This window comes from Streptomyces sp. NPDC088733, from assembly GCF_044751185.1.
Taxonomy (GTDB): domain Bacteria; phylum Actinomycetota; class Actinomycetes; order Streptomycetales; family Streptomycetaceae; genus Actinacidiphila.
Genome location: NZ_JBIVLH010000033.1, coordinates 54,793 through 71,876, shown reverse-complemented (window position 1 = coordinate 71,876; position 17,084 = coordinate 54,793). Strand labels below are relative to the sequence as shown.

12 protein-coding genes are annotated in these 17,084 nt (G+C 73.8%); 5 read left to right on the top strand and 7 right to left on the bottom strand.

Going from position 1 to position 17,084, the window contains the following annotated elements; all coding sequences use genetic code 11:
• Positions 1 to 25: 25 nt before the first annotated feature.
• The 7 genes from pstB to pstC form a co-directional block, all read right to left on the bottom strand.
• Positions 26 to 790 (bottom strand): phosphate ABC transporter ATP-binding protein PstB, encoded by a 765-nt coding sequence (gene pstB, locus ACIP64_RS37535; protein ID WP_401596268.1) that lies wholly within the window; start codon positions 788 to 790, stop codon positions 26 to 28.
• A gap of 225 nt (positions 791 to 1,015) precedes the next feature.
• Positions 1,016 to 1,936, bottom strand: coding sequence for a sortase (locus tag ACIP64_RS37530; RefSeq protein ID WP_401596231.1), 921 nt, complete (start codon positions 1,934 to 1,936; stop codon positions 1,016 to 1,018).
• A gap of 75 nt (positions 1,937 to 2,011) precedes the next feature.
• Entirely contained in the window at positions 2,012 to 3,982 is a 1,971-nt protein-coding gene (locus tag ACIP64_RS37525) for an Ig-like domain repeat protein (RefSeq protein WP_401596228.1), read from the bottom strand.
• A 134-nt stretch (positions 3,983 to 4,116) separates the two neighbouring features.
• Positions 4,117 to 6,729, bottom strand: coding sequence for a hypothetical protein (locus ACIP64_RS37520; protein WP_401596225.1), 2,613 nt, complete (start codon positions 6,727 to 6,729; stop codon positions 4,117 to 4,119).
• On the bottom strand, positions 6,726 to 8,402 hold the full coding sequence (locus ACIP64_RS37515) for a phosphate ABC transporter substrate-binding protein PstS (protein WP_401596220.1): 1,677 nt from the start codon (positions 8,400 to 8,402) through the stop codon (positions 6,726 to 6,728). Before ACIP64_RS37515 ends, ACIP64_RS37520 begins: the two co-directional genes overlap by 4 nt.
• The gene (gene pstA, locus ACIP64_RS37510; RefSeq protein ID WP_401596217.1) at positions 8,402 to 9,661 is read right to left on the bottom strand and encodes a phosphate ABC transporter permease PstA; all 1,260 of its coding nucleotides are present in this window, start codon (positions 9,659 to 9,661) and stop codon (positions 8,402 to 8,404) included. The genes ACIP64_RS37515 and pstA overlap by 1 nt, the downstream gene beginning before the upstream one ends.
• A 1-nt stretch (position 9,662) precedes the next feature.
• Positions 9,663 to 10,688 (bottom strand): phosphate ABC transporter permease subunit PstC, encoded by a 1,026-nt coding sequence (gene pstC / locus ACIP64_RS37505; RefSeq protein ID WP_401596214.1) that lies wholly within the window; start codon positions 10,686 to 10,688, stop codon positions 9,663 to 9,665.
• 361 nt (positions 10,689 to 11,049) lie between these two features.
• Between pstC and ACIP64_RS37500 the strand changes: the two genes are divergently transcribed.
• The 5 genes from ACIP64_RS37500 to ACIP64_RS37480 all read left to right on the top strand — a co-directional run bounded on the left by ACIP64_RS37500 (position 11,050) and on the right by ACIP64_RS37480 (position 17,070).
• Positions 11,050 to 12,324: a cytochrome P450 gene (locus tag ACIP64_RS37500; protein WP_401596211.1), complete on the top strand. Its 1,275-nt coding sequence runs from the start codon at positions 11,050 to 11,052 to the stop codon at positions 12,322 to 12,324.
• 153 nt (positions 12,325 to 12,477) lie between these two features.
• On the top strand, positions 12,478 to 13,719 hold the full coding sequence (locus tag ACIP64_RS37495; protein WP_401596209.1) for an aminotransferase class I/II-fold pyridoxal phosphate-dependent enzyme: 1,242 nt from the start codon (positions 12,478 to 12,480) through the stop codon (positions 13,717 to 13,719).
• Positions 13,716 to 14,897, top strand: coding sequence for a GNAT family N-acetyltransferase (locus ACIP64_RS37490; protein WP_401596207.1), 1,182 nt, complete (start codon positions 13,716 to 13,718; stop codon positions 14,895 to 14,897). Before ACIP64_RS37495 ends, ACIP64_RS37490 begins: the two co-directional genes overlap by 4 nt.
• On the top strand, positions 14,894 to 15,802 hold the full coding sequence (locus tag ACIP64_RS37485) for an NAD-dependent epimerase/dehydratase family protein (RefSeq protein WP_401596204.1): 909 nt from the start codon (positions 14,894 to 14,896) through the stop codon (positions 15,800 to 15,802). The genes ACIP64_RS37490 and ACIP64_RS37485 overlap by 4 nt, the downstream gene beginning before the upstream one ends.
• 41 nt (positions 15,803 to 15,843) lie before the next feature.
• Positions 15,844 to 17,070 (top strand): condensation domain-containing protein, encoded by a 1,227-nt coding sequence (locus ACIP64_RS37480; protein WP_401596201.1) that lies wholly within the window; start codon positions 15,844 to 15,846, stop codon positions 17,068 to 17,070.
• The last annotated feature ends 14 nt before the right edge of the window (positions 17,071 to 17,084 follow it).

The window sequence follows — 17,084 nt, the reverse complement described above, 5'->3', positions numbered from 1 at the left end:
TTCCGCTCCGGCACCGTGGCCCGGATCACCCGAAGCGGCCCGCCACGTAGTCGGCCGTGCGCTGGTCGGAGGGGTTGCCGAAGATCTCCTCGGTGGCACCGTGCTCGACGATCCGGCCGGGCGTGCCCTGCTCGGCGAGGAAGAACGCGCACTGCGCGGAGACGCGCGCGGCCTGCTGCATGTTGTGCGTGACGATCACGACGGTGACCTCGCCGGCCAGCTCCATGATCGTCTCCTCGACGCGCCGGGTCGAGGTCGGGTCCAGGGCGGAGCACGGCTCGTCCATCAGCAGCACGCGCGGCCGCACGGCCAGCGAGCGGGCGATGCACAGACGCTGCTGCTGACCGCCGGACAGGGCGCCACCGGGCTTGCGCAGCCGGTCGCGGACCTCCTTCCACAGGCCGGCGCGGCTCAGGCACTCCTCCACCAGCTCGTCCTTCTCCCGGCGCGTGGCGCGGGAGCCGGTGAGCTTCAGGCCCGCCACGACGTTGTCGTAGATCGACATCGCCGGGAACGGGTTCGGCTTCTGGAAGACCATGCCGATCCGGCGGCGCGCGTCGGTGAGGCGGCGGCCGGGCGAGTAGATGTCCTCGCCCTCGAAGAGCACCTCGCCGGACAGGGCGGCGGACGGGATCATCTCGTGCATCCGGTTGAGGGTCCGCAGGAACGTCGACTTGCCGCAGCCGGACGGGCCGATGAGGGCGGTGACCTCGCCGGCGGGCATGGTCAGCGAGACCCGCTCCAGCACCTTGTGGTCGCCGAACCAGGCGGAGACGGCACGCGCCTCCAGCTCGGCCGGGGCCGGGGCGGCGCCGGTCGCTCCGGTCGCTGCGGTCACTGCGGTCACTGCGGTCACAGCCGGCAGGACGGCGGTGTCGGTCACCCCGGCGCCCTCGGCGGGCGCGGCGGTCTTCACGAGCTCCACGGGCGCGCCGGAGGCGTCGGGGGCTGCGGGGGCGTCGGAGGCGGGGACGGGCCCCGCGGACGCGGCGATGTCGGTCATGGTGGGTTTCCTCTACAGCAGGTTCGGGAGCAGCTGGGTGACCTGACCGGCGACCTTCAGGCCGACGACGGCCACCACCGGCAGGAAGACGATCCAGGTCTGGTGGCGGCCCCAGCGGTGCCAGGCCCACACGGCGGCGATGGAGACGAGGGCGAGCGCCTGGAGCCACATCACCAGCGGCCACGGCACGCCCGTGCCGGCGGCCATCGGCTGCTCGGAGTCGGGCAGGGTGCCGGGCTGGATGACGGCGGCCGGGCTCTCGACGGTGGCGGACACCTGCTCGGCGTCGACCCGCAGCACACCGGCCGGCAGATAGGACGGGCCGGTGGCGGTCACCAGCACGAGCCTGCCCTTGCCGGCGGCGAGGGCCGCGGGCGCGGGGTCGCCGGCCCGGCGGACGTCGATGACGCGGTAGGAGACCTTGCCCTGACCGGTGGTGACCGTGAGCGGGTCGCCGGCCCGCAGCCGCGCGAGGTGCCCGAAGGGACCCGAGTACGCGGCGGCTCGGCCCATCACCACGCTCGTGCCGGCCTGTCCGGGCATCGGGGTGTCGCGGCGGTGGCCGGGGCCGTCGGCGAGCACGTGGGAGTCGGTCCCCTCCAGGACCACCTCGCGCACGTCCAGGGACGGGATGTCGATGAGGGCCAGCGGGGTCCCCGGGGCGAGCAGCTTGCCGTCCTGGTCGGTCTGCGCGACGGGCGCGGTGCCCAGCGCCAGGTTCGCGCGCAGCGCGTCGAACGCCCCGTGCTGCGCGGCCCGGTACTCCAGGTGGCTCACGACCAGCAGCTGCGCGGTGAGCCCGAGGAGCAGCGCGGCCAGGGTCAGCAGCGCTCCCCGGGCGAGGTGCTGTGCGGGGGGTATCCGTGCGAGGGACAGCGTTACGGTGGCGCCCCGTTCACGGATACGGGGCGGGTTCGGTGCGACGACCGTCACGGCGGTCTGCCTCCTGCGGATGCGGTCGGGGGGCGCCGGGGAGGCCGCGCGGACGCGGCCTCCCCGGCAGGTGGATCAGGTGGACTTGATGGTGAAGTTCGCGCCGTTGCGGGCGTTCACCGTCGTGGAGCCCAGGTAGCGCACGTGGAGCGTGTGCGTGCCCTTCTTGAGCTTCGGCAGGGTGACGGTCGCCTTGCCGCCGCTCAGGGTGTGGGTCGCGACGACCTTGGAGCCGTCGAAGACCTGCACCTTGCCGCTCGGGACGGTGCCCGAGGCGGTGACCTTCACCGAGACCTTGGCCTGCTTGGTGTGGCTGACCGAGGTCGGGTGGGAGGTGGACACCGCGGCGGTGGCCTTGGTGACCGTCAGCCGCACGGTGGCGGTGGAGGTGTACAGGCCGCCGTTGCCGGCGTAGGACACCGTCAGCGTGTGCGTACCGACCGGGAGGTGGCTGGAGAGCGCGACCGAGGCCTTGCCGTGGCTGTCGAGGACGGCGGTGCCGCGGGTGGAGCTGCCCTCCTTCACCGTGACCTTGCCGCTCGGCTTGGCCGAGCCGCTGCCGGTGACGGTGACGGCGATCCGCGGCGTGCGCCCGTAGGCCGTCGCGGCGGCCGCGGCGGTGGTCCTGCTGGAGAACCGGACCGCGCCGGTCCAGGTGGCCGCCTTCTCGCTCGTGCCCACGAGGTTGTTCGCGACGAGGATGGCGGAGTACGTGCCGGCGGTCAGGCCGGTCGCCGTGTACGAGGTGGTGGTCGCCGCCAGGTCCTTGTTGACCACGATCGAGCCGTCGGCGCGGCTGATCAGGACGCGGTAGTCGGTCACCGGGACGCCGTCGGCCGCGGGGGCCGCCCAGCTGAGCTTCAGGCTGCCGCTGCCGAGGGTGGCCTTGACCACGGGGGTCGCCGGCAGCTGGACCTGGGTGCCGTCCTCCAGGCCGCCCTGCTTGGCGTGCCGGGCCAGGCTGACCGAGCCGTTGTAGGGCTCGTTCATGAAGCCGAAGTCGTCGATGACGTCCTCGGCCGTGTCCGAGGCCAGGGCCGCGGTGTGGCTGCCGCTGGTGACGAAGATGTCGTACAGCGCCTTGTCGAAGAAGACGCTGGTCGGGTCGATCGCCCGGGTCGGGACGACGTTGTAGACGTCGCGGCCGAAGGTCGCGTTGTCGTAGTAGCCGGCGACCGGGGCGAGCTTGCCGTTGACCTTCGTCACCGGCGAGGTGGCGCCCTGCTCGTTGGCGAACTGGATGTTGGCCAGGTAGGCGCCGCCGGCGCGCGCGGTGGCGCTGTGGTCGGGGGCGATGCCGTTGTTCTGGGCGATCCAGCTGGCGACGGAGAACGGAACCAGGGCGCCGTCCGCCTTGAGGGCGTCGTCCGCCTGGTTCTCCTGGACGACCGTGGCGACCTTCGCCACGTCGTTGTCGTTGAGGCCGAGCGCGGCGACGAAGAACTTCCGGGTGCCGGAGCCGGCCTGCGGGATGAAGGGGGTGACGGCCTGACCGTCCACCACCTTCAGCGTGCCGTTGTAGATGTCGTGCAGCTGGTCGACCGTCAGGTTCTGCAGCGCGGAACCTCGGGCGGCGACGCCCACCGCGTCCCGCGCCATCGGGATGTAGGTGAGGGCGGTACCGCTGGCGCTGGGGCCTCCCGAGGAACGGGCGAAGCTCACCTGGCCCTTGATGGCGACACCGTCGCCGTTGGGGTACTTGCTGCCGGACAGCGACGCGCTCAGAGCGATGCGTCCGTTGCCCGAGCCGTTGGGCCGGACGAACGCGACGCCCTTGTCGTGGGTGGTGATCGTGGCGGATCCGACCGCGTCGTAGGACGCGATGCGGGCGCCGCCCGCGGACACGGCGGTGCCGGCGTAGCTCTTGCCGTTGACGGTGTCGCCCGCGAGCGCGTTGAGCACGTCCTGGGTGGTGTCCGAGCCGACGCCGACCAGCTGGCGGAAGGCACCGGCATCCGGGTCGGCCTGGGCCGGGCTCGCGAGAGCCAGGCCGCCGGCCACGACGGCGGCCACGAGGGCCACCGACGTAAGGCGCGTAGAGCGCATGAAAGGTCTCCTGCTCATGAACGTGAAACCGGTCGTTGCCAGGAATCTGGCAGGGTGGTGCCAACCGTCCGCCCCGACTGCCTTTCGGGGCGGACGGCCGTTTGTGGGGGCGGCAGTTCGGCCGCCCGCGCGGGTCACCGTCCGAGGCGGCGGCGCAGCCGCCCGAACACCTCCCGCAGGACCGCCTCCTCCGGCAGCAGCGTCACCGCGCGGCCGCCGGGGAGCGGGATGCGCAGCGGCAGCCGGGGCCTGGCCCCGCCCGCGAAGGGCGCGCCCACCGCGGCGACGGCGCCGAGCGCCGCTCCGGCGGGTACGGCCCAGCGCAGGGTGTCGGCCGGGTCGGCGGGGGTGGTGCCGCCCGCGGTGACCTCGACCGCGTCGCCGCCGTCGAAGGACGGCTTGACGCTCGGCGCGGGGCTCGCCGACGGCGGGGCCGGGGTGTCCCCGGTGCCGCCGGTCGTCCCGAGGCCGCCCGTGCCGCCGATGCCGCCGGTGTCGCCGCCCGTCGTGCCGTCGTCGTGGCCCGCGGAGTGCGCGGGCTTGAAGGCCTCGATCCGGTCGGCCGCCTGGTCGGCCTGCGCACGCAGGGCGGCGGGCAGCGGGGCGTAGCCGGGCGGGAGTTCGCCGGGACCGGTACCGGTGGTCTGGCCGGAGCCGGCGGCGAACCGGAGCAGCCCGGCGTAGTCCTTGCGGGCGTCGGCGTCCAGGGCCGCGGGGCGCACGGCCGCGTGGACGATCTGGGCCAGCGGGTAGGCGTCCTTGGCCTTGGCCGCGGCCGGGTCGATCTCGCGGACCGCCTCGCCCGTCGCGCTCGCGGAGGCCGCGGTGAGCGACTTGGCGGTCGGCGCGGTGAAGGTGCCCGCGGCGTTGAGCAGCCGCGCGGTCTGCAGGCTGTACCGGTCCGCCGAGGCGGCGTCGGTGAGGGTGAGCACGAAGCGCGAGCCGACGGTCTGCGGGCCCGGGCTCTTGTACGCCGGCGGGCTGGCGAGGTCGTCCCAGGTGGACTTCCACAGGGTGTCGGCGCGGCGGGTGTGCACGGCACCGGAGTGCATGTCGTCCACATAGGGGTGGAAGTCGGTCATGCACTGCTGTTGCTTGGTGTTGGCCCCGGGCGGGACCGTGCACCAGGGGTCGCTCTTGGGGAAGTCGTCCCGGGCGAGGTCGAAGACCCCGGAGGTGTTCATGTCCGGGTTGGTGCTGTAGTACGGGTTGACCGTCATGCCCCAGTCGTCGGGGATACCCGACAGGAAACGGCGGGCGTCCCGGTCCGAGGCGATCCACTTCCACACCGCGCGGGCGGAGTCGGAGTGGCCCAGGGCGGTGATCAGGTCGGTGTCGGTGGCCGGCGTCTCGGAGACCGACAGCTGCGCGAACTCCGGGTTGTACTTGAGGAATTCGGGGTCGCTGGCCAGACCGTCCGGGTTCTTCAGGGCCCACCCGTAGCCCTTGGCCGCCACCGGCGAGGAGGCCGAGCCGGTGACCGAGCCCCAGGTGGAGTTGCGGTACGACTCGGTGAGCAGCTTGGCCACCAGGCGCGGGGTGAGGTCGATGGACTCCACCTTCGTGCCGGTCAGTCTGCGCACCGACTCCGGGGCGCCCGCCCTGGCGCGGCGTTCGATGGTGAAGCCGATGACGACGCCGGACAGGGCGACCGGCGCGTAGGACGCGTCGTCGGTGGCGTTCAGCGCCCGGGTGGTGAAGACCAGGCCGCTGCTGCCGTCGTTCTCCAGGCGGGCGCGGGCGTCGGGCTCACCGAGCTCGGTGTAGCCGTAGACCTTGCCGGTGGGGCAGAGGGCCGCCTGCCAGCTGGTGATGGCGTCGGAGGCCAGCTCGCTGCCGCTGGTGGGGCGCTCGTCGGAGCCGAGCGGGCAGGTGGCGCCGACCTTGTTGAAGTCGAGCCTGACGGCGATCCGGTTCTTCCAGTTGGTGGAGGAGACCGGCGAGCCGGCGTTGACCTGGGTGTGGTCGGCGTACGGCTTGCCGTCCAGGTCGAGGTGGCCCTGGGGGACGATGACCAGCCAGCAGGACCGCGGCACGCTGTGCCCGTTCCTGGTGACCGGCATGCCGCAGCCCAGGTGCGGGGCCTCGTAGGCGGTCTGGACCTCGAAGAACTCCTTGCCGGAGCCGTCCGCGCTGGTGCGGGCGAAGTCGACCTCGTTGGTGGTGTTGTAGTTGTACAGCCGGTTGTTCTGCAGGTTGCTGGTGACCAGCGTGCCGTCGGCCGCCTTGAAGGGCACCTCGCCGGGGGCGTTGGGGTTGGCGGCGCCGTACTGGCTGTCCTGGCCGTAGTTGGTGGGGTCGGCGCTGTAGAACACGTTGCGCGTGTCGTCCAGGGCGTTGCCCGGCCAGGTGCCGCGGCCGGTGGTCGGCGAGGCGCCGTACTGGCACTGGGTGCGCGACGGGCCGGGGTTGCCGGGGACGGTGCCGTCGTCGTCGCCCCAGCACTGCATGATCTGCACGAAGTCGGTGTTGAACTGGGTGCCGGCGAAGGTGGTCGGCGTGCCGCCCTTCCAGGAGACCGTGACGGCCTGGCTGGTGAGGTGCTTGGTCTGGCTGACCGTGAACGTCATGTCCTTGAACTCGCCGCGCCCCTTGACGCTGACGGCGGAGTTCCCCGGGTCCGCCGCGACGGCCGGCTGCGCGGCCTGGGCGACCAGGCCGCCCAGCAGGGCGCCGACGGCCGCACCGGCGGCGAGGCGCGCCAGGAGCCGCCGCACGCGGCTCCCCCGGGTGTTCCGGCGCATCATCGGGATCTCCTTCGCAGGATCTGGGAGACGGCGGCGGGCAGCAGCACCAGGCCGAGCAGCGTGATCACGGCGAGCAGCATCAGCGTCTGGGCGCCGCCCCAGCCGCTCTGGGCCGCGACGGTGACCGGCTGGGCCAGCGCGACCGTGCCGGTGGCGCCGCCGGAGGTACCGGTACCGCCGGTGGCGCCGCCGTCGGCGGCGACGTTCTGGCCGGTGTCGGGGTCGACGGAGGGGGTGCCGCCGGTGCCGCCCGTGGCGCCGCTGGTTCCGGTGCCGCCGGTGGAGCCGCCGCCCGTGGCGGCGCCGCCGGAGCTGCCCGAGCCGCCGGAGGACGAGCCGGTGCCGCCCTTGGCGCCGCCGCTCCCGTTGGTGCAGGGCGCAGCGCCCTTCTTGTCGCAGGCCTTCGGGAACGGGGCGGTCTCGGCAAGGCGGTTGTGGCCGTCCGCGCTGAAGGTCGGGTTGTTGCAGCCCTTGATGTTGATGGACTGGGTCTTGACGCCGGGGATGCGGCGGATCTGGTCGAAGCCGGCCTGCACCAGGTTGATCGGGAGCGGCGAGTAGCCGAGCTGGGGCGCCTGCTGCTGGCCCTGGCACATGAAGTAGTACGAGAAGGCGCCCAGCGTCCGGCCCTTGGCCTTGGTGAAGGTGCCCTGCTCCTTGAGCGGCAGGATCATGTACGAGTAGCTGGACAGCGGGTAGTTGCGCCGGTCGCTGTCGTTGTAGACGCCCGCGAGCTGCTGGGTGAGGTAGTCGGCGGAGCTCTTGTCGGTGTTGATCCGCGCCTTGAGCAGCGACACGGCGACGTTCTGCGCCGTGGGCTCGGTGTAGTAGCCCGCGTGGTTGAGGACCTTGGCGACCGGGAAGTGCGCGTTCAGCGCGTACGAGTAGTTGACGTAGCCGATCGCGCCCTCGCCGTAGCCCTGGGCGACGTAGCCCGCCACTCCGAGGTCGCCGGACTGGGCGATCATGCCGGGGAGGGTCGGGAAGTACGAGGTCTGGCCGCAGGCGCCGGAGCGTCCGACCTTGCCGCAGTAGGCCTGCCACAGCGACTTGTGCTGGTCGGCCATCCACATCGTGAACTGCGCGGTGGAACCGGAGCCGTCGGAGCGCACGACCGGGATGATCGCGCGGTGCGGCAGCTTCACGCCCGGGTTGTCGGCGGCGATCGCCTTGTCGTCCCAGTAGCTGACGGCGCGGGTGAAGATCTTGGTGACCACGTCGCCGGACAGCCGCAGGTTGTCGACCCGCTTGCCGTTGATCGTGAGGTGGTACATGAAGACGGTGCCGCCGGCCACGATCGGCATGTACGCGTAGGTGCCCTTGGCCGGGTTCTCGGCCGCGGAGCCGTCGGTGGGCCTGGTCTGGAACGGGATGTCGGAGACCGCGAAGTCGACCTGGCCGTTGAGGAACTGGCGACGGCCGTCGGAGCTGCCCGTACCGGAGTAGCTGACCCGCATGCCGTACTGGTTGACGCCGCGGCGCCACTCGTCGACCGCGTTCTCGGCCCAGGTGGAACCGGCGCCGGCGATCGGGGTGTAGCCGGCGTCGGCCACGGCGGGCTGCGCCGCGGGCACGACCACGGCGGCCAGCACGCCGAACAGCGCGGCCAGCGCGCTCAGGGCACGCCATCTGGCCCGGACGGCCGTGTGCCGTCCGGTGAGGGGATTGCGCATCAGTCGTTGTCTCCAGAAGCGGTGGCGGTGGCTGCACCGAGCACGGAAAGGGCGGGGGCGTGGAGCTGGTCAAAGCGCTCGGCGTCGCGGCGGGAGGCACGCTCCGTGCGGCGCGCCTGGCGCTTGGTCTGCTGACCCGGTCCCCGGCCGCCCAGTACGCGGGCGATCGCGAAAAGCACCAGGACCAGGGCCATCAGCACGGCGGCCGCGCCGAAGCCCCGGGCGATCATGGTGGGTTCCGGGGACTTGACGAAGTTGAAGACGGCCAGCGGCAGGGAGATCATCGGGCCCTGCAGCGGGTCGGTGTTGAGTGCCGCGGTGAAGCCCGCGGTGAGCAGCACCGGCGAGGTCTCGCCGACCCCGCGGGCGGTGCCGAGGATGACGGCGGTGGCGAGGCCGGACCGCGCGGTGGGCAGCACCACGTGCCACACGGTGCGCCAGCGCGGCGCGCCCAGCGCCTCGGAGGCCTCGGTCAGGGTGCCGGGCACCAGCCGCAGGACGACGTCGGAGGCGCGGATCACGATCGGCAGCATCATCACGCTGATGGCGAAGGCCGCCGCCAGGCCCGACTTCTGCATGCCGAGGCCGAGGATCCAGGTCGCGTAGACCATCAGGCCGGCCACGATGGACGGGAGCGCCGTCATGGCCTCGACGATGGTCCGCACGAAGCGGGAGTAGCGTCCGGGGACCTGGTTGAGGTAGACCGCGCAGGCCAGGCCGAGCGGCACGGTGATGGCCAGCGCGATGCTGATCATGATCAGGGTGCCGAGCATGGCGTGCGCGATGCCGCCCGCGCTCAGCGGGTCCAGGGGGCCCGCCGCCTGCATGTCCTGGGTGAAGAAGTTGCCGTGCGGCAGGGCCGTGCGGCCGCGCCACAGCGTGAAGCCGACGACGAGGACGAGCGCGGAGAACAGCACGGTCGCGGCCGACCACAGCACGACCGTCATCACCCGGTCGCGGATCGCGGGGCCGTCGTCCTCCAGGCCGGTCAGGATGGCGTAGGCGGCGAGGAAGGCCAGGTAGGCGGTGACGGTGAAGCCGAGCGCGCCGGACAGCGGCGCGAGTTCACCGAACAGCAGGACCGCCAGGCACAGGCCGGAGGCCGCGGCACCGGTGAGCGCCAGCACCGCGTTGCGGTCGACGCCGCCGATCCGGCGCGGCCGGTCGGGGAGTTCGGGCGCGGCGGCGTCGGCGGCAGCGGGAGTGGCCGTCGCGGCGTCCTTCACGGCGGCCGCGGGGGTCTCTTCGACGACGGTCATGTCATGCCTCGCTCTGCGAGCCGGAACGGGAACGGGCCACGACGGAGGAGGCGGTGAAGTTGACCACCAGCGTGAGCAGGAACAGCGCCAGGCCGGCCGCCATCAGCGCGGACATGCCGAAGTCGGAGGCGTCGCCGTAGTGGAGTGCGATCAGCGACGAGACCGAGTTGGCACCGGTCTGGAGAATGTGTGGCTGAATGGTGAAGACCGGCGAGATGATCAGGTAGACCGCGATGGTCTCGCCGAGCGCCCGGCCGAGTCCGAGCATGGTGCCGCCGATGATGCCGCCCCGCCCGTACGGCAGGACGACGGTGCGGATCACGCCCCAGCGCGTCGCGCCGAGCGCGTACGCGCCCTCCCGTTCACCCGCCGGGGCCTGGGCGAAGACCTCGCGCATCACGGAGCACTGGATCGGCGCCACCATCAGCGCGACCACGAGCCCCGCGACGAAGGACGAGGCGGTGTAGACGCTGCTGGAGGCGAGCGGCTCGCCCGGCTGCGTGCCGTCCACGTGCAGGAAGGGGATCCAGCCGAACCAGTCCGACAGCCAGCGCGACACGCCAATGACGTGGCCCTGCAGGAAGAACAGGCCCCACAGGCCGTAGACCACGGACGGCACGGCGGCCATGAGGTCGACCATCGCGATCAGCGTGCGGCGCATCCGGCGCGGCGCGACATCGGAGATGAACAGCGCGGTGCCGAGGGCCAGGGGCAGGGAGAAGACCACGGCCACGGTGGCGATCAGCAGCGTTCCGGTGAGGACCGCGGCGATGCCGAAGTGGTGGACGTCGGGCTGCCAGGCGGCCGTCGTGAGGAACGACAGGCCGGTCGCCTTGAGCGCCGACCCGGCCCTCAGCAGCAGGAAGAGACCGACCGCCGCCATGATCGCGAGCACGGTCGTGCCGGCCGCGGTCAGCTGCCAGCGGAAGACGCGGTCACCGGTCCCGCGGGCCGAGTCCTTCGGGCGCGGCGGTGCGCTCTCCGGCTCCGGTCTGACCGGCTCCGCTCCCGCCGTTGCGGTTGACATTGCTGCGCCCCTCCCTCGATTACGCCATCTACGGGCGTAGTTCCCGGCAGATTCAATGGGGGGTGCATGACGTCGGGGGCGTTCACAAGTGATGAAAATGTGAACAGTGCGTGTTCTACAAACGTGGGCCGCGTGGAAGTACCGCAGAGGGGGTTGCAAGTGAACGGGCGACCGTAGCGGAACGGCCCGCACCGGCGCCAATTACGTTCACGGGTGGGTGAAATGTGGCGACTCGACTGGCTCCGGACCCGTCCGGCGGAGCACTCTGCTGGGCACGTGCCCATCGCCCCGCCTTCCGCGGTGCCCCCGTCGGCGCGCCCCGCCCAGCCCAGCCCTCGACGCCGGAGTCCCCACCCCCTCCATGACCCAGCTGACCCCGCCCCCGCCCCTCCCCGCCCTCGACGCGCGCTCCGCGGCGGGTCTCGTACGGCGGTGGCGCAAGGCGGTGGACCCGGACGAACTCGCCTGCGCCTACGACGCGTTGGCCGAGGCCGGCCCACTCGTGCCGACCCCCTGGGGCGCCCTTCTGGTCACCGGGCACGAGGACTGCCGGCAGGTGCTCGCCGACCGGGTCTGGCGCACCCTCGGCGCCGGCTGGCGCGACACCCACCGCCCGGGCTGGCGGAGCAGCCCCGGCACGGTGGGGCTGTGCGAGACGCCGCTGCAGCAGGACCCGCCCGAACACACCGCGCGCCGCCGCCCGCTGAACACCGCGCTGGCCCCGCGCGCCATGCGCGAGGCCGCGGAGCACCTCGTGGAACCCCTCGTCGCCCGGTACGTCGGCCGGTTCGCCGCGGCCGTGCGGGACACCGGCAGCGCCGACGTGGTCGCCGAGGTGTGCCGCCCGCTGCCCACCGCCGTGCTGGCGGGGCTGACCGGGATGCCGCCCGAGGTCGACCGGGCCTGGCTGGCCGCCGAGAGCGCCGCCATGGTGCGCGTGGAGGAACTGGCCGCGCCCCCCAGCGTGGTGCGGCGCGCCGATGCCGCCGCCGTGGCACTGCTCGCCTGCTACGACCGCGTCCTGGCCGAACGCCTCCGGCGCCCCGCCGGCGACCTGCTGTCGCGGTGGGCGGCCGAGGACCCGCACGGGGCCCGCTACCTGCTGCTCACGCTGTTCTCCGCGGGGGTGCCGACCACGGCGGCCCTGCTGGCCTCGGTGGCCCTGGCACTGACCACCCGGCCGCTGCTTGCCGAAAGGATCCGCCAGGATCCCGGATTCGCCGAGCCGCTCACCGACGAGGTCCTGCGCTGGGACCCGCCCGGGCGCGTCGTGACCCGCGTCGCCGCGGCCGGCACCGAACTCGCGGGCCGCGACCTGCCCGCCGGGCAGGTCGTCCACGCCCTGATCGGCGCCGCCCACCGCGATCCGCTGCACTTCCCCGACCCGCACGCCTTCGACCCCGACCGGCCCCCGCGGCGGCTGCTCGCCTTCGGCACCGGCCTGCACTACTGCCTCGGGTCCCATCTGGCCCGTACTCAGGCGGTCGCCTTCGCCCGGTGCTTCGCCCGCGCGCTGCCGGGAGCGCGCGCCACGGCGCCGCCCGAGCGCCATCGCGGACCGAGCATGGCCGACATCGCCCGCCTTCCCGTCCACTCGGCAAGGGAGACCGAGCCGTCGACATCCTCCCCGCCCTGAACGGCCGGGATTCCCAGGCGTAGACGCCCCCACTGACAACGAAAGAGAGCGCAGGTCAGAACAGATGCGCAGAGAACTCCGCCGCTTCACGCCCCCGGCCGGAGGACCCGTTCCTCCCCGGCCCCAAGGCGCCGGCAGCCCGGGAGAAGACAGGTGACCGACATCCAGGACGCCACCGACGTGTTCGACAAGGACCTGTCCTCGTCCACGTTCGTCCGGGCCATGGAGACGACCGGCATCCGGCCCTTCTACCGGCCGATGCACGCCTCGGCCGACGGCGAGGCCCTCGTCGAGGGCCGCCCGGTGGTCATGGCCGGCTGCAACGACTACCTGGGCCTGTCCACCGACCCGCGGGTCACCGCGGCCGCCGCGCAGGCGCTGACCCGCTACGGCGCCTCCTGCTCCGGGGCCCGCACCCTCAACGGCACCCTGCCGCTGCACGGCGAACTCGAGCGCCGCGTCGCCGACTTCCTCGGCACCGAGGCGGCCGCCGTCGTCACCACCGGCTTCCAGGCCAACCTCGCCGTCGCCGCCCTCCTCGGCAAGGGCGACATCGTCTTCAGCGACATGGCCAACCACGCCTCGCTCGTCGACGGCATCCGCCTGGGCGCCGCGCGCCGCGTCCTGTACCCGCACTCCGACACCGGGCACCTGGACACCCTGCTGGAGCAGGCCACCGCCGCCGACCCGGCCGCGGGCAAGGTCGTCGTCACGGACGGCATGTTCTCCATGGACGGCGACCTGTGCCGGCTGCCCGAACTCACCGCGCTCACGGCACGGCACCGCGCCCGGCTGATCGTCGACGGCGCGCACGACATCGGGCTGCTCGGCACCGGCGGCCGCGGTGTCGCCGAGCACTACGGGCTGCTGGACCGGGTGGACCTGTTCACCGGGACGCTGTCGAAGTGCTTCGGCTCCACGGGCGGCTTCCTCGCCGGGCCCGCCCACGTCATCGACTACCTGCGCTACAGCGCCCGCTCCGTGCTGTTCTCCGCCTCCATGCCGCCCTCCGCGCTGGCCGCGGGACTGGCCGCGTTCGACATCGCCGAGGCCGAGCCCTGGCGCCGCCTGCGCGTCCTCTCGCTCGCCGACCGGCTCCGCGCGGGCCTGCGCGACCTCGGCTACGACACCGGGAACTCCGTCACACCCGTCGTGCCCGTGCTGATCGGCGACGCCGCCGACTGCGCCCGGATGTGGCAGGCCCTGTTCGACGAGGGCGTGTTCACCAACGCCGTCGGCGCCCCCGCCGTGCCGGAAGGACGCTGCGTCATCCGGGTGACCGTGCAGGCCACGCACTCCGACAGCCACCTCGCCCGGATCCTCGACGCCTTCGAGGCGGCCGGCCGCCGCGTCGGGCTGCTGCCCGCGCTCCCCCGTCAGGCGGCCACCCGATGACCGCCCCCGCCACCGCCCCGCACGCCGCCACGGGCGCACCCGTGCGCGTCTCCCCCGTCGACGGCCGGGCGGACACCACCGCCTTCATCCGCCTGCCGTACGCGCTCCACCGCGACGACCCGCACTGGGTCGCCCCCCTGGAGCGGGAGATGCGCGCCTTCCTCGACCCGCGCCGCAACCCCACCTTCGACACCGCCGAGATCCGGCTGCTGCTCGCCCGGCGCGGCCGGACCGTCGTCGGCAGGATCGCGGTGATCTCCGACCCGCGCTACCAGGAACGGCACGACTTCACCTGCGGCCACTTCGGCCTCTTCGAGTGCGCCGACGACACCGAGGCCGCCGCCGCGCTGTTCGACGCGGCCGCCGCCTGGCTGGGCGAGCGCGGACTGACCCGGATGCTCGGCCCGCTGAGCTTCTCCGTGAACGACGAGTGCGGAGTGCTGGTGGACGGCTTCGACGGGCCGCCCAGCATCGGCATCCCGTACAACCCGCCCCACTACGACCGGCTGCTGACCGAGTGCGGCTTCGGCAAGGCCAAGGACCTGCTGTCATGGCTGGTGCCGATGCCGGCCGACGGCGAGCCCCCGGCCGGCATCCGCCGGGTCGCCGAGCGCACCCTGTCCGACCCCGCGGTCCGGGTGCGGCCCCTGGACCCGGGCCGCTGGGACGAGGAGATGGCCGTCATCAAGGACATCTACAACGAGGCCTGGGCCGAGAACTACGCGTCCGTCCCGCTGACGGACCGTGAGTTCCGGCACATGGCCGACCGGCTGAAGTCCCTGCTCAACCCCGAACTGGTGCGGATCGCCGAGGTGGACGGCGAACCCGCCGCCTTCACGATGTGGCTGCCCGACGTCAACCAGGCACTGCGCGCCGCACGCGGCCGGCTCACCACCTGGGGGCTGCCGGTGGGGCTGCTGCGCGTCACCCGCGGCATGGGCCGCATCACCCGGGTGCGCGGCGGGACTTCGGGCGTGCGCAAGGAGCACCGCAGCCGCGGCCTGGTGGCGGTGCTGCTCGCGGACGCGCAGCGCGCGGCGCACCGGCTCGGCTACACCGAGACCGACCTGTCCTGGATCCTGGAGGACAACCGCGGCTCCAACCGGCACGCGCAGGCCATGGGCGGCGTCCACTTCCGCACCCACCGGCTGTACGTGCGCGACGGCGGCCCCCGATGAGATACCTGGTCACCGGCGCGACCGGCTTCGTCGGCGGTCACCTCGTCCGCCATCTCGCCGAGCGCGGCGAGCAGATCACCGCCCTGGTGCGCGACGGCCGCCGCGTGCCGGGCGCCCGGCTCGCCCCCGGCGACCTGCGCACCGGCGAGGGGCTCGATGACGCGCTGCGCGACGTCGACCGGGTCATCCACCTCGCGGGGGTCACCAAGTCGGCCGACCCGCGCGCCTACACCGCCGTCAACACCGACGGCACGCGGCGGCTGCGCGACGCCGTCGCCGCGCTCCCCGTGCCACCGCGGCTGGTCTACTGCTCCTCGCTGGCGGCGTCCGGCCCCGGCCGGCGGCGCCGCGCCGAGCAACCCCCCGCGCCCGTCTCCCTGTACGGCCGCAGCAAGCTCGGCGGCGAACTGGCGCTGCGCGAAGCGGCCGGCCGGGTGTCCGCCGTCACCGTCCGGCCGCCCATCGTCTACGGTCCCGGCGACCGGGAGTTCCTGCCCCGGCTGGTGGGCGCGGTGCGCACCGGGCTGCTTCCGGCCGTGGGCCGGCCCGGACCGCGGCACTACTGCCTCATCCACGTCGACGACCTGTGCCGCGCGCTGATCGCCGCGGCCGACCCGGCGACGGCCCCCGGCACCCACCACGTCTGCGACGGCACCGAGCACCGCTGGGACGACATCGGCGCGGCCGTCGCCGCCGTACTGCGCCGCCGCGCCCCGCGCGTCGTCCACGTCCCCGCGCCGCTGGCCGCGGCCGCCGCGCGCCTGGCCGGCCGCTCGTCGATGCTCAACCCCGACAAGGTGGCCGAGGCCCGCCACCCCGCCTGGACCTGCGCGCCGAGCGACACGCTGCCCTTCGGCCCCGCCACACCGCTCGCCGAGGGGCTGCGCGCCTCGCTGACGGGCTGATCCGTTCTCCGCACGCACACCCCGAGGAAGGGGGGACCGCCATGCGCCGTCGGCTGTCTCCGTACGAACGCGTCGTCTGGGCGGCGGGCGAACGCCTCCCGGTCAACATCGCCGCCGTGGCCCGGGTGACCGGCCGGACGACCGCCGCGCGCGTGCGCGAGGCCGTCGCCTTCGCGCGGGAGCGGCACCCGCTGCTCGGCGTGCGCGTGGCGGACCCCGGGTGGTGGCAGGCACGGCTGACGACCGTGGGCGCGGAGGACCCGCCGGTGCGTGTGGTGCGGGCCACGGGGAACGGGGGGCCCGGCGACTGGTCCCGCGTGGTGGAGGAGGAGCTCCAGCGCCCGTTCGACACGTCCACCGGGCCGCTGGCGCGCTTCGTGCTGGTGGACGCCGGTGAGGCGTTCGACCTGGTCGCCGTCTTCCACCACCTCGTCGCCGACGCGGTCTCCGCCGGCGTGGTCGTGCGCGACCTGCTCACCCGGCTGGCCGCCGCCCCGGTCGCCGGCACCGACCCCGTCCTGGCCCCGCCCGCCGACCAGCTCGTCCCCGGCCCGCGGACCAGGCCCGCCGACCTGCTGAGGACCGCCCGCGCGCTGGGCGGGCCCGTGCCCGTGCCGCGCCCGCGCGGCGGGCCGCTGGTGTTCCACCCGTGGACACTGGACCGGGAGGAGACCGCGCTGCTGCTCAAGCGGTGCCGGTCCGAGGGCACGACGCTGCAGTCCGCGCTGTGCGCCGCCTTCGCGCGGGCGGCGACCCCGGGCCGCCCCGCCCGCATCGCGGTGGCCGCGGACCTGCGCCGGGTGCTCGACCCGCCGCCCGGCGAGGCGGTCGGCCTGTACGCGGCCAGCTTCGTGATCTCCGCGGACGGCGGGGACGACCTGTGGACGGCGGCCAGGGAGGCCCGCACCGACATCCACGCCCGGCTCACCCCGGACGCGCTGCGGCCCCTCGTCCGCGTGTTCCGGCTGACCTCCGCCGTCCCGCACCGCACGATCGGCGCGCTGCTGCGCCGCGGCGAGGAGCGCGGGCCCCGCTTCGACGTCTCCGTCAGCAACGCCAGGCTGCCCATCCCCGAGGAGTACGGGCCGCTGCGGCTGTACGCGGTGCACGGCGCCGCGCACACGAGCCTGTCCGGTGCCCCGCTCGTCATCGTCATCGGCTTCGGCGGGCGGCTGTTCTGCAGCGTGACGTCCACCGACGGGGAGGCCTCGGCGGACCTGTGCCGGCGGGCCATGGGGCATCTGGCGAACGGGGGGGACGGGGTCTGAAGCACCGGCACGGG